The sequence below is a fragment of the Microbacterium sp. NPDC060132 genome, assembly GCF_042729675.1.
In the GTDB taxonomy this organism is placed as follows: domain Bacteria; phylum Actinomycetota; class Actinomycetes; order Actinomycetales; family Microbacteriaceae; genus Microbacterium; species Microbacterium sufflavum.
The window spans coordinates 1,721,331-1,733,746 of record NZ_JBHWXU010000001.1 but is presented as its reverse complement, the minus strand read 5'-3'; the positions used below and the strand labels follow the sequence as shown (position 1 = coordinate 1,733,746).

Sequence of the window (12,416 nt, the reverse complement as noted above, 5' to 3'; positions counted from 1 at the left end):
CCGTCAGATCAGGGGTGGCGGCTCGGACGATTCGCGCAGCGCCCGCTCCACCGTGGACTGCACGAGCGCAGACAGGTACCCCCCGGGATTGTCGACGCCGATCTCCCGCAGCCGGGACGTGGACTGCCCGATGATCGACCGCGAGAACTCGGTCACGGTCGCGATCGCATCCGCGTACGCGGGCCGGTCCGCGTCCGCGATCACCACCGGTTCGCAGCCCATCTCCACGGCCAGCGCCTGCGCGATGGGAAGGACGGCCGCGGGAGCGGTCACCGCGGCATAGCCGGCCTGCAACTGACGGAGATCGATCGATGTCCCGGTGAACGTGATCGCCGGGTGCACCGCCAGCGGGATCGCTCCGCGCTCAGCGGCAGGACGGAGCACCTCGATGCCGTGCGCCGCATCGGTGTGCAGCACCAGCTGACCCACCTGCCACCCGCCCACTTCGGCGATGCCGGCGACAAGCGCCGGGAGCTGCTCGGAGGGCACGGCGAGGATCACGAGCTCGGCCCGGCGGACGACCTCCTGCGTCTCGAGCACGGGCACACCGGGGAGCACGGCCGAGGCTCGTTCGTCGTCGGATCCACTGGTCATACCGACGACGGCGTGACCTGCACCGGCGAGCGCAGCGCCCAGCACGGGCCCGACGCGACCTGCACCGACGATGCCGACGCCCAGCCGGCCGTCCCGCATGGCGCTCATTCCTCGGTCGGAGCCGGCCTCGACGACCGACGGGTCGGCGGAACCACGGGCGGCTGCACGGGGGGCGTCGGCGGCGGCTGCACCGCGGGAGGCTGCACCGGCGGCACCGGCGGCGGCTGCACCGCAGGCGGCGGCACCGTAGGCGCCGCGGACGGCTGCACGGCGGGCGGCTGCACCGGAGGCACCGCGGGCGGCTGCACCGGAGGCACCGCGGCGGGCGACCCCACCGGAGGCACCGCGGGAGGCTGCACCGGAGGCGGCGACACCGTAGGCTGCACCGCGGGCGCCGCGGGAGGCTGCACGGCGGGCGGCTGCACCGGAGGCACCGCGACGGGCGGCACCGCGGCGGGCGGCACCGGAGGCACCGCGGGAGGCTGCACCGCGGGCGACCCCACCGGCGGCACCGCGGGCGACCCCACGGGTGGGGCGAAGGGCGCGGGCCGTGCACCCGGAGGTGGCGGCGGACCGGTGAACGCCGGGGGCTCCGGTGCGACCGCGTGCTCGCTCCACCGGTGCGTGCGGTCGCGCGACGCCGCCTCAGCGGCCGCGCGGCTGACGTCGTCCAGCAGAGCGAGGGCGTCCGCGCGCTCCAGCCCCGCGAGGATCCCGGTGATCGGGCCGGGGACGGTGTGCACCTGCGCGCCGGACACCCGCTGCGCCCGATCGATCGGCCCCTGGTTCAGCGACACGCCCTGCAGTCGGGCCAGCGGGAACACCGCGAGCTTGCGCCAGACGATGCCCCGCCGCAGCAGCAGCCCGTCCGCGGTCACCGCGTAGCCGTGGCGTCTCCAGGAGAAGGGCCGCCGCCACCACGCGCGCTGCGGCATCGTGCGGTAGGGGTCGTCCGCGGCGGGACCCACGACGCCCTGCTCCCACAACAGCGGGATGCTCGCGGGCGGAAGGTCGGGAAGCACCAGCGCGAGCACCCGCTCGACATCGGCGCGCTTGCCCACCGGCAGCACCACGTTGAACTGCTGGCCGCTGCCGGAGGACTGCTGCGCCGCGCTCTTGCCGCTCATCCGGTTGATCTTGATGGTCCACCAGCCGAATGGACGCCACAGCAGCGACTGCGACACCTCGACCGCGAAGATGCGGCCGGGCGGAAGCGTCTCGGTGACGGTGGTGAGCAGCCCGTAGGTGATGCGCACGCCGTCCGGCGTCGGCGCGATCGAGTAGCGCAGCGACTTGGAGATCTGCGCCCAGGTGATACCGACGACGGCCACCACCATCGGCACGCCCATGCCGAGCCCGATCCCGAGCAGCACGATGCCGCCGTCCGGATCACCGTCGACGAGGACCCCGATGATCGTGCTGCCGATCGCGATCGCGAAGATCGCACCGAAGAACACGAGCCACAGCAGACCCGAGATCACCTGCGAGCCGATCAGACGCCCCGTGGGGATCTTCACGACGCTCTCCGGCACCACGTCTTCCAGATCGACGCCCGCGATGAGGCCGGTGACCCCCTGGTTCATCGAGCCGACGAGCTGCGACCGTGCCGACACCCGCTCCCCCGGCACCTCCGCACCCGGGTTCATGGCGGCGTGCCGGGCGGCCCGTGCACCCGACGCCAGACGCAGGATCTCCGCGCGCACGCCCTCCGCCCGCGGCGTGGCCAGGTATTCGAGCTCGACGTTGGCGTCATTGCCCGCCCCGACCACCTCCAGCTTCGCGAGGCCGATGATCCGCGCGGGGAAGGGGCGCGTCAGGTTCACGCCCTGCACCCGGTCGAGCGGCGCACGCCGGTGCGACCGGAAGATGATGCCCTTGCGCACCTCCACGTGGTCGCCCGTGATGCGGAACTGCTGGAAGCGCCACACGAACCAGAAGATCGCCACGAGCACGACGACGAGCACCAGCACGCCGAGCAGCGCCACGAGCGCCAGGTTGTTCGAGAGCACCCAGTCCACCGGATCGCCGCCGGTGTAGTCGCCGTAGTGCGCTTCCTCCGGCGTGAACATGCCGACGAGCCATGCGATCACACGATCGCGCATGTTGGCGATCACGATGCCGGCCACGATGATCAGCGCCAGGCCGCCCTTGAACAGCGGCGTGAGCGGATGCATGCGGTGCCACTCGCCGTCGGCGAGGTTCGTCGACGGCGCCGCGGCCTGACCGACCGCGGAGCCGGGGAGCTGCGCCTCGCTCACAGGCCGGTCCGGCGGGTCTCGGCCACCTGGATGAGCGTGTCGCGCAGGGCCTCGGCCGCCGCCTGGGTGAGTCCGGGGATCTGCACGCCCGTCGTCGCCGCCGCCGTCACCATCTTCAGCTGGGACACGCCGAACGCCCGGTCGAGCGGGCCCTGCGTGATGTCGACCAGCTGCATGCGCCCGTACGGCACGGCGATCATGCGCTGCCACAGGATCCCCTTGCGGAACACGATGTCGTCCGCGCGCAGCATGTAGCCGATCGCGCGCGCCTGCCGCGGGAGGATCACGAGCGTGATCAGGGTGATCAGGATGATCGCGCCCGCGGGGATCCAGACCCAGTCCTGCTCGAGCACGACGTTCAGCACCACCGCGGCGACGGCGACGATCACCAGGAAGATGACGTTCTGCACGATCTGCGACACGACGTACCGCGGCGAGATCTGGTGCCACGTGCCGTCGAGCTCGAGGCGCGCCTCGTTGCGCGCCGTGCGCAACTGCGTGTACGTGCCGCGGTCCAGCGCGTCGAGGTCAGTGCCCTCCGCCGGGTTCAGGGGCGCGGTCTCTGGGTTCTGAGTCATCAGGATCCTTCGGGAGGGTACAGAACTGTTCAGCGATGAGGGCGGCCACGACGAGCACGACTGCACTCGCGATCAGCGCGGCCATCGCCACTGTCGACCCTACCGGCGGATCGATCGGCCTCGTCAGAAGGAAGAGCAGCAGTCCTGCGCCGAAGCCGGCCATGATCGCGCCGAGCAGGCTCGACGCCCGCGCCAGTGTCGCGGCACGAAGCGCGCGGAACGGGTCGATACGCGTTCCGGAGCGGACGCTGCGGCGCACCGGCCAGGCGACTCCGAGCGCCGCGATCGCGATGAGCACGAGCAGCACGGGCAGCAGCAGCGACGGCGTGAACGTGGCCCGCCCTCCCGCGGTCAGCATCTGGTCGAGCGCGAACCCCACGGCGCCCCCGAGGAGGGCGAGCACGGCGAGCAGCCCGACGGACGTGCGCTTCATGCGTCGCCCCGCGCCCGCAGCCCCGCCACGAGGTCGTCGACGCGTCCGTGTCCGACCAGTGCGGCGCCGGGGTCGACGTCGAGCCACGGCTCCAGCACGAACAGGCGCTCGGCCGCGCGCGGATGCGGCAGCTCCAGCCGCGGGTCGTCCGATTCGACATCGCCGTACGCGATGAGGTCGAGGTCGAGCGTGCGGTCGCCCCACCGTTCCTCTCGCACGCGCCCGTTCTCGTCCTCGATCGCGTGCAGCATGCCCAGCAGGATCTCCGGCGCCAGCCGCGTGGTGACGAGCGCGACTGCGTTGACGTAGCCCGGGGCGTCGGGGTCGGGACCGTCGAGGCGCACCGCCACCGTCTCGAACAGCCGCGAGACGCGCACGTCGCTCACCAGCGGCAGCCGACGGATGCGCTCGACGGCCGCGCGGATCGTCTTCTGCCGGTCGCCCAGGTTCGCCCCGAGCGCCACGACCGCGACCGTCTCCGGGCGACCCGGGCGCGGGGCGGGAACGTCGGGCGGGCGCGTGAGATTGCGGCTCATACCGTGATGTCCTCCAGGGTCTCCGGCGCCCGGGTGCGGTGCACCGTGACGGCCACATCGGCGAACTCCAGCGGGATGGGCGCGTGCGGCTTGTGCACCGTGACGGTGACGCCCTGCACGCGACGGTCGTCGAGGGCGACCGCGGCGATGCGCTCCGCCAGGGTCTCGATGAGGTTGACCGGCTCGCCGGCGACCACCGCGGCCACGCGTTCCGCCAGTTCGCCGTAGTGCACCGTGTCGGCCACGTCGTCCGATCCGGCGGCCTGCTCCAGCGAGAGCCGCAGACGCAGGTCGATCGTGAACTCCTGCCCCTCCTCGCGCTCGTGCGCGTAGACCCCGTGGCGGCCGAACACCGTCAGCCCTGTCAGCACGATCTCGTCGAGGAAGTCCATGCCTCTAGCGTACGGCGCGGCTCCGACGCCGCCTCAGCCGCGCCAGGCTTTCGCGACCGCGAGCGCGTCGCGCGTCGCGGCGACGTCGTGCACCCGGACGGCCCAGACCCCGGCCTGCGCGGCGAGGGCGCTCGTGACGGCGGTCGCCAGATCGCGCCGCGCCTGCGTCACCTCGCCGTCTTCGGGCCGTGCACCCTGCAGCACCTCGGCGAGGAACCGCTTGCGCGAGGTGCCGATGAGCACGCGCGGGCCGAGCGCGACGATCTCGTCGAGGCCGCGCAGCACGTCCCAGTTCTGTGCCCCGGCCTTCGCGAAGCCGATCCCGGGGTCGAGGATCACTCGCGACGGGGCGATGCCGGCGGCGGCGGCCTCCCCCAGCCGCTCCTGCAGCTCGCCCGCGACGTCGCGCGCCACCCTGCGGTACTCCGCCCTCGCGTACATGTCGTCCGAGAAGCCGCGCCAGTGGCCGATCGCGTAGTCGGCACCCGACTCCGCGACGGCCGCACGCATGTCCGGATCGGCGAGGCCGCCCGACACGTCGTTCACGATCCGGGCGCCCGCGCGCACGGCCGCCGCGGCCGTGGCGGCGTTCAGCGTGTCCACGCTCACCGGCGCACCGGCCGCCGCGAGCTGCTCGATCACGGGGAGCACGCGACGCTGCTCCTCGTCTGCACCGACACGCTCCGCGCCCGGCCTGGTCGACTCCCCGCCGACGTCGAGCACGGTCGCGCCGTCTGCCCGCAACCGCAGACCGTGCTCCACCGCGCGCTCCACGTCGAAGTAGCGGCCGCCGTCGCTGAACGAGTCGGGCGTGACATTGACGATGCCCCAGATGCCGGTCATCAGCGCGCGCCGGCGGACGGGACGGACATGCTGATCAGGGTCACGAGCTCGGCCCTGGCGACGGCGTCGGTGTACTCCCCGCGCGCGGCGATCGTGAGGGTCGACGCCTCGGTCTGCCGTCCGCCGCGCATCGTGACGCAGCCGTGGCTCGCATCGAGCACCACCAGCACGCCCCGCGTGTCGAGGTGCTCGGCGATCGTGTCGGCGATCTGCTCACCGAGCCGCTCCTGCACCTGCGGCCGCGCCGCGAGGATCTCGACCACGCGCACCAGCGCCCCGAGGCCGACGACCTGCTCGCCCGGAAGGTAGGCGATGTGCGCGTGCCCGGCGAACGGCAGCAGGTGGTGCTCGCACACCGAGCGGAACCGGATGTCGCGCAGCAGCACCGCACCGGACGGCAGGGTGTCGGGGGCAGGACCGCGCGTCACGCTGATCGTGTGCGCGAGGGGCGCTCCGGGGTCCTCCCCCACGCCGGAGAAGAACTCCGCGTAGAGCTCCGCCATTCGCGCCGGGGTCTGCTTGATGCCCGGTCGGTCCGGGTCCTCGCCGATCGCCTCCAGCAGCTCGCGGGTGAGCCGCTCGACGCGCTCCCTGTCGACCGTCACGTCACGCCGTCGCGGGGCGGGGGTTGCCTGCTCCTGCCGATCCCTGCTGCGCACGCGGCGCAGCGGACGGCGCCTCGACGGAGGCCGCGAGCGACACGTCCTTCTTCGGGACCTCGATCGGCGGGCGCTCCGACACCGGACGGTCTTCGCTCGACAGCCACAGCGGGCGCTCGGGCAGCTTCTTGACCTCGGTGAAGATCTCGGCGATGCGGTTGTGGTCGAGGGTCTCCTCCTCGAGCAGCGCCAGCGCGAGACGGTCGAGGATGTCGCGGTTCTCGCTGATCACCGCGTACGCCTCGTTGTGCGCCTGCTCGATGAGGGCGCGCACCTCGGCGTCGACCCGCTCCGCCACCTTCTCGGAGTACTCGCGACCGCGGCCCATGTCCCTGGCCACGAACATGTCGCCGCCCTCGGTGCCGAGCTTGACCGGGCCGACCTGCGTGGTCATGCCGTACTCGATGACCATCTTGCGGGCGATCGAGGTCGCCTTCTCGATGTCGTTCGATGCCCCGGTGGTCGGGTCGTGGAAGACGATCTCCTCCGCGACGCGGCCGCCCATCGCGTAGGTCAGCTGATCCTGCAGCTCGTTGCGGGTGACGGAGTACTTGTCGTCGATCGGCAGCACCATCGTGTAGCCGAGGGCCTTTCCGCGCGGGAGGATCGTGATCTTGGTCACCGGGTCGGTGTAGTTCATCGCGGCGGCGGCGAGCGCGTGACCACCCTCGTGGTACGCCGTGATGAGCTTCTCCTTGTCCTTCATCACGCGGGTGCGGCGCTGCGGGCCGGCGATCACGCGGTCGATGGCCTCGTCGAGGGCGCGGTTGTCGATCAGCTGCGCGTTCGACCGCGCGGTGAGCAGAGCGGCCTCGTTGAGCACGTTCGCGAGATCGGCGCCGGTGAACCCCGGGGTCTTGCGGGCGACGACCTCGAGGTCGACGCTCTTCGACAGCGGCTTGCCCTTGCTGTGCACCTCGAGGATCTTCTGCCTGCCCTTGAGGTCGGGCGCGTCCACGCCGATCTGGCGGTCGAAGCGACCGGGGCGCAGCAGCGCGGGGTCGAGGATGTCGGGGCGGTTGGTGGCCGCGATCACGATGACGTTCGCGTTCGGGTCGAAGCCGTCCATCTCGACGAGCATCTGGTTCAGCGTCTGCTCGCGCTCGTCGTTGCCGCCGCCCATGCCGGCGCCGCGGTGGCGGCCGACGGCGTCGATCTCGTCGATGAAGATGATCGCGGGGGCGTTCTCCTTCGCCTGGCTGAACAGGTCGCGCACGCGCGAGGCGCCGACGCCGACGAACATCTCGACGAAGTCCGAGCCGGAGATCGAGTAGAAGGGGGCGCCGGCCTCCCCGGCGACGGCACGGGCGAGGAGCGTCTTGCCGGTTCCGGGAGGGCCGTACAGCAGCACGCCCTTCGGGATGCGGGCGCCGATCGCCTGGAACTTCGCCGGGTCCTGCAGGAACTCCTTGATCTCGTGGAGCTCCTCGATCGCCTCGTCGGCACCGGCGACGTCGGCGAACGTGACGGTGGGCGTCTCCTTGTTGACGAGCTTGGCCTTGGACTTGCCGAACTGCATGACCTTGCCGCCACCGCCCTGCATCGACGACAGCAGCCACCAGAACAGCAGGCCGAGGAGCACGAGCGGGAGGAGGAGCGAGAGGAAGCCGTCGAACCAGGTCGCGCGCGGTACCGCGTCGTTGAAGCCGTCCTTCGGGGCGGCGGCGTCGATCGCGGAGACGACCTCGTCCGCCCGCGCCTCGACGTAGTAGAACTGCACGTTCTCGGAACCCTCGAACGGCTTCGACAGGGTCATGTCGACGCGCTGGTCGCCGTCGGTCGTGACGACCTCGGTGACGGTCTTGCCCGAGAGGAGCTCGAGGCCCTGCTGCGTCGTGATCTGCTTCGGCGCACCCAGGTTCGAGATCAGCAGGAATCCGCCGAAGAGCAGCACGCCGATCAGTGCGACGTAGATCAGCGGGTTGCGGGTGAGCTTCTTCACATCCATGGTCGGATCAGCGTATCGCCTCCCCGCTAGGGGGCCGCTGTGCGTTCACCCACGGCGCAACGGTTCCGCGGCGTGCGCGGAGGTGTGCGGAGGCTCAGCTGTAGACGTGCGGCGCGAGGACCGCGACGTCGCGGAGGTTGCGGTAGCGCTCGGCGTAGTCGAGGCCGTAGCCCACCACGAACTCGACCGGGATGTCGAAGCCGACGTACTTGCAGTCGATCTCGACCTTCGCGGCCTCGGGCTTGCGCAGCAGCGCCAGCACCTCGATCGACTCGGCGCCGCGCGACTCGAAGTTCTCCAGCAGCCAGCTCAGGGTGAGGCCGGAGTCGATGATGTCCTCCACGATGAGCACGTGCTTGCCGTGCAGGTCGGTGTCGAGGTCCTTGCGGATCTGCACCACGCCGCTGGACTTGGTGCTGGCGCCATAGCTCGACACCGCCATCCAGTCCATCGGGGCGTGGAACGGCAGAGCCCGCGCGAAGTCGGCCATGACCATGACCGCCCCCTTGAGCACGCCCACCAGCAGGAGGTCTTTGCCCTGGTAGTCGGCCGCGACGCGCGCGGCGAGCTCTTCCAGCTTCGCGGTGATCTCCTCCTCGGTGACGAGGATCTGTGCAAGGTCGTCCTGGATCTCCGCGGCGCGCATGGATCGATTTTAGGCGACGTCGCCGGATGCTCCGACCCCGGCGGGCGGCATCGGCGTCAGGAGCGGATCTCGTCGTGGTCGCCGCGGGTCGTGCGAGGGCTGAGGACCGAGAGCTCGACGGTCTCGAACTTGCCCTCCTCCGTGCGCACCCAGGTCACCTCGACGTACCAGTCGTCCTTCGCGTAGGCGTCCGCGGTCCGCCGGCCCTCTCCGGTCTCGCGCGCATCGGTGTGCTCCCACCCGTCGTCGAGCAGACCCGCCGCGATCGCCTTCGCCGCGTCCTCGGAGGCTGCGGCGCGCTGCACCGGCTCGACGTAGACGTCCACCTGCCACCACACCTGGTCGTCGGGCGAGGGGTCGGCGGAGACCGGGTTCTGCACCATGCGTCCGCGCGACTCGACGTCGGGAGCGGTCGTCGGGGCCAGCTCCGCCGGGATCATGCCGACCATCTCGTCGGCCAGCGCCTCGGCCTCTGTCCGGTATTCGTCGAGTCGACTCTCGTCGGTGGTCATGGTGCATCCTCCCAGCGTCAGGGCTACGAGGACGCCGGCCATCAGCGCGATGGCACGTGCGGTCCTGGTCATCCCTCGATCCTCGCGTACTCCGGCACGAAGTCCGGCTTGTCGATGCCGTCGGTGCGCACCGGGGCCTGGACGATCGGGGCGCCACCCGGCACCACGATCGGCCGCGGGTTGTAGACGTCGTCCGGTGCGAACAGCATCGCGTCGCCGCCGGTGATCACGGCGATGATGTTGTCGAAGGCCACGGAGCGCGGGTCGTACACCGAGCTGTGGCTGTCGATACCGCGCGGTGTGCCGTTCCCCTCGACGTTGTAGTCCTCCAGGTCGACGACGCGTCCGCCGCGCTCGTCCTGGATCCACCCGGTCTCCAGGCGCGTCACGCCGTCGGCCGTGAGCGGCGACTGCCCGTGCATCTGGCCGGCACCGTTGCCCTGGATGAGACCGACGACGAGATCGCCGCGCGCCATCATCGAGTAGTGCGGCACGCCCGAGGTGTGCGGAAAGTCCTCGACGCCGCTCACTCCCGCCCCCATCCCGGCCGCCGAGACGTAGAGGATGCGGTCGGCGACGAGCCCGGCCTTCTCCGCGAGGCCCACGGTCGCGCCGCCGTAGCTGTGCCCCAGCACGGTCAGGGTCGAACCGCTCGGCTTGTCGATCCCGGCGACGAAGTCCACGAGCTTCGGGGCGAGGTCGCGCGAGTAGGAGGCATCGGTCGGACCGGGGAGCTCCAGCTGCGGGAACGTGCCGCCGGCCCACTGGAACACGGCCGTGTCGGGTCCCGCCGAGCGGTACAGCTGCGCGCCGGTGCCGTCGCCGAAGCTGGTCATCGTGGTCGTGGTGCCCGGCACCGACACGGCGACGTTGCGGATCCAGGCGGGGATGTCGCCGGTCGTCGGGTCGATGGGGCCGTGGTAGGTGCCCACCGCGTCGGCACCAGGGTCGAACACGACGACGCGCGCACCGGCGCCCTTGTCGGTGTGCTTGCGTTCGCTCTCGTCCCACCACGTGTAGTCCTGGTCGAGCAGGCTCTGCCAGTAGTCGATCGGCTCGCGCAGCTTCGCGATCTCGTCGAGGTAGCCCTTCGCCTCCCACGCGTCCGCGCGGTCGCCCGTCTTGAGGCTGTCCACGAGCGCCTGCAGCCGGGCGATCTCAGCCTCGCGTCGCGCGATCTCGTCGCGGATGTTCTTGTGGTTCGCGGTGACGCGGTCGCGGATCGGGATGCCGTTGAGGTTGCCGAGCAGGAGGGAGGATGCCGCCAGGAGCGCCGTGCGGGTCTCCTCGTCCATCGCGTTCCACGTCTCGCGGATGATGCCGGGGTCGCCCAGCCCGGCGAGCGACTCCGCCGTGATGCCGTTGACGTCGCCGGCCCAGATGAGCCCGGCGGCCGAGAAGCCGCCCGGGCCGACCTTCCCGCCCTGGGTCACGGCGACGACCAGGGGCACCGCGGCGAGCGCGGTCGCGGCGCGCTGATCGATCGTCGCACGCTCGTCGGCCAGCGCGTTGTAGGAGGAACGGGCGGCGTGGTACGCGTCGATCGCCGCCTGCCAGCGGTGCAGGTAGCCCGGGTCGTCCAGGTACATCCACGACGGCAGCACCGCGTCCCAGGGCAGCGCCCACCCGGTGACGAACTCGCTGGCGGCGTTGAGCGCCTCGGCGCGGCGGACGAAGATGTGGTCGTAGGCGTTCTGCGCGGTCCTGAGTCGACGGGCGGCCTCGCCCTTCAGCGCCTCGAGGTCGGTGGCGTACGTCGTGATCGCGGCGGAGATGCCGTCGAGGCCCTCCGCGGCCTCCCCGAACCGCTGCGCGAGGAGCAGGACGCGTGCACCGAGGGCGTCGGACGCGGAGGCGGTCATCGACGTCAGACCCGCGAGCGCGGTGTCGGCGTCACCCTTGCGTGCGCGGGCGGAGGTCGCGCGGGTGGTGAACGCGGTGGCCGCACCGGTCACCGCACCCACGTCGCCGCGGGCGGGGTCGTCGATCAGTCCGGGCAGGCTCATCGTGCCGCCTGCGCGAGCGTGTCGTCCGACGCGGTGAAGGTGCTCGCCGCCGCAGCCGCGTCGGAGGCCGAGTTGGCCGCCGTCTGCGCGAGGGCCGAGAGGGCCTGCGACACGAGCGACTCGATCTCGCCGAGCGCCGCCTCCACCGTCGGCGAACCGGTACCGGCGAAGGACAGGCACGAGGTGACGACCGGCGCACCCGCCGCGGTCAGTCGCGCTCGGGCCGCCTCCAGCGTCTCGCCCTGCACATCGAGGTCCGTCATCGATGCTCCTTCCCCCCGTGCCTTCACGATAGGAGCAGGCCCCGGTCGCGGTCGATGGGGACATCTCCCCATCCGCGCACGAGCGCACTACTGTGAGCGGGACACGGGCGGACGCCCCCGACGGAAGGATCCCCATGGCCCTCGACGACATCCTCAGCCAGGTTCCGATCGACGACATCGCGAAGAAGCTCGGCGTCTCGCACGACGAGGCGAAGACCGCGGTCGAGCAGGGCGGCGCGGTGCTGCTCGGCGGGCTGGCGAAGAACGCGGAGACCCCCGAGGGCTCCGACGCGATCCAGAAGGCGCTCAAGAAGCACGAGGGCGCGACGGGCGCCGCCTCGGTCGACGACATCGACCAGGCCGACGGCGGCAAGATCGTCGCGCACATCCTCGGGTCGAAGGAGAAGGAGGTCACCACGCAGCTCACCGAGTCGAAGGCGACCCCGGGCATCGACTTCGGCAAGCTCCTGCCGATCCTCGCCCCCATCGTGATGGGGCTGATCGCGAACGCGACGAAGGACAAGACGGCGAAGACGGAGCCGACGGCCGAGGGCTCCGGAGGGATCGGCGATGTGATCGGCGGCATCCTCGGCGGCGGCGGTCAGAGCGGCTCGGGCTCGGGCGGCGGCCTGGGCGACGTGCTGGGCGGCCTGCTCGGCGGCGGCAGTGGCTCGGGCGGCGGGATCGACCTGGGCGGCATCCTGGGCGGGCTGTTCGGCGGCAAGAAGTAACGCTCGCCCGACGTGCC

At 71.6% G+C, this 12,416-nt stretch carries 14 protein-coding genes; 1 reads left to right on the top strand and 13 read right to left on the bottom strand.

Features of this window, described 5'->3' with window-relative positions:
* Positions 1–3: 3 nt before the first annotated feature.
* The 13 genes from ACFWCH_RS08465 to ACFWCH_RS08405 all read right to left on the bottom strand — a co-directional run bounded on the left by ACFWCH_RS08465 (position 4) and on the right by ACFWCH_RS08405 (position 11,668).
* Positions 4–702 (bottom strand): DUF2520 domain-containing protein, encoded by a 699-nt coding sequence (locus ACFWCH_RS08465; protein ID WP_206251817.1) that lies wholly within the window; start codon positions 700–702, stop codon positions 4–6.
* Positions 699–2,852 (bottom strand): PH domain-containing protein, encoded by a 2,154-nt coding sequence (locus tag ACFWCH_RS08460; protein ID WP_378803349.1) that lies wholly within the window; start codon positions 2,850–2,852, stop codon positions 699–701. The genes ACFWCH_RS08465 and ACFWCH_RS08460 overlap by 4 nt, the downstream gene beginning before the upstream one ends.
* The gene (locus tag ACFWCH_RS08455; protein ID WP_136028521.1) at positions 2,849–3,430 is read right to left on the bottom strand and encodes a PH domain-containing protein; all 582 of its coding nucleotides are present in this window, start codon (positions 3,428–3,430) and stop codon (positions 2,849–2,851) included. Before ACFWCH_RS08455 ends, ACFWCH_RS08460 begins: the two co-directional genes overlap by 4 nt.
* Positions 3,381–3,863, bottom strand: a complete 483-nt coding sequence (locus tag ACFWCH_RS08450; protein ID WP_136037237.1) for a DUF3180 family protein — start codon at positions 3,861–3,863, stop codon at positions 3,381–3,383. Before ACFWCH_RS08450 ends, ACFWCH_RS08455 begins: the two co-directional genes overlap by 50 nt.
* The gene (folK, locus tag ACFWCH_RS08445; protein ID WP_206251820.1) at positions 3,860–4,399 is read right to left on the bottom strand and encodes a 2-amino-4-hydroxy-6-hydroxymethyldihydropteridine diphosphokinase; all 540 of its coding nucleotides are present in this window, start codon (positions 4,397–4,399) and stop codon (positions 3,860–3,862) included. The genes ACFWCH_RS08450 and folK overlap by 4 nt, the downstream gene beginning before the upstream one ends.
* The gene (gene folB / locus ACFWCH_RS08440; protein ID WP_136028524.1) at positions 4,396–4,791 is read right to left on the bottom strand and encodes a dihydroneopterin aldolase; all 396 of its coding nucleotides are present in this window, start codon (positions 4,789–4,791) and stop codon (positions 4,396–4,398) included. The genes folK and folB overlap by 4 nt, the downstream gene beginning before the upstream one ends.
* 33 nt (positions 4,792–4,824) lie before the next feature.
* Positions 4,825–5,634 (bottom strand): dihydropteroate synthase, encoded by an 810-nt coding sequence (gene folP / locus ACFWCH_RS08435; protein WP_206251821.1) that lies wholly within the window; start codon positions 5,632–5,634, stop codon positions 4,825–4,827.
* Entirely contained in the window at positions 5,634–6,239 is a 606-nt protein-coding gene (gene folE, locus ACFWCH_RS08430) for a GTP cyclohydrolase I (RefSeq protein WP_378803348.1), read from the bottom strand. The genes folP and folE overlap by 1 nt, the downstream gene beginning before the upstream one ends.
* A gap of 1 nt (position 6,240) precedes the next feature.
* Complete coding sequence (gene ftsH / locus ACFWCH_RS08425; protein WP_136028527.1) at positions 6,241–8,241, bottom strand: ATP-dependent zinc metalloprotease FtsH; 2,001 nt, start codon at positions 8,239–8,241, stop codon at positions 6,241–6,243.
* Positions 8,242–8,335: 94 nt separating this feature from the next.
* The gene (hpt, locus tag ACFWCH_RS08420; protein WP_136037241.1) at positions 8,336–8,887 is read right to left on the bottom strand and encodes a hypoxanthine phosphoribosyltransferase; all 552 of its coding nucleotides are present in this window, start codon (positions 8,885–8,887) and stop codon (positions 8,336–8,338) included.
* Between the two features lie 56 nt (positions 8,888–8,943).
* Entirely contained in the window at positions 8,944–9,471 is a 528-nt protein-coding gene (locus tag ACFWCH_RS08415) for a hypothetical protein (protein ID WP_378803347.1), read from the bottom strand.
* Positions 9,468–11,405 (bottom strand): alpha/beta hydrolase, encoded by a 1,938-nt coding sequence (locus ACFWCH_RS08410; protein ID WP_378803346.1) that lies wholly within the window; start codon positions 11,403–11,405, stop codon positions 9,468–9,470. The genes ACFWCH_RS08415 and ACFWCH_RS08410 overlap by 4 nt, the downstream gene beginning before the upstream one ends.
* Complete coding sequence (locus ACFWCH_RS08405; RefSeq protein ID WP_136028531.1) at positions 11,402–11,668, bottom strand: hypothetical protein; 267 nt, start codon at positions 11,666–11,668, stop codon at positions 11,402–11,404. The genes ACFWCH_RS08410 and ACFWCH_RS08405 overlap by 4 nt, the downstream gene beginning before the upstream one ends.
* Before the next feature lie 134 nt (positions 11,669–11,802).
* Between ACFWCH_RS08405 and ACFWCH_RS08400 the strand changes: the two genes are divergently transcribed.
* A complete protein-coding gene (locus ACFWCH_RS08400) occupies positions 11,803–12,399 on the top strand; it encodes a DUF937 domain-containing protein (protein WP_136028532.1) in 597 nt (198 codons plus the stop codon).
* Positions 12,400–12,416: the final 17 nt, after the last annotated feature.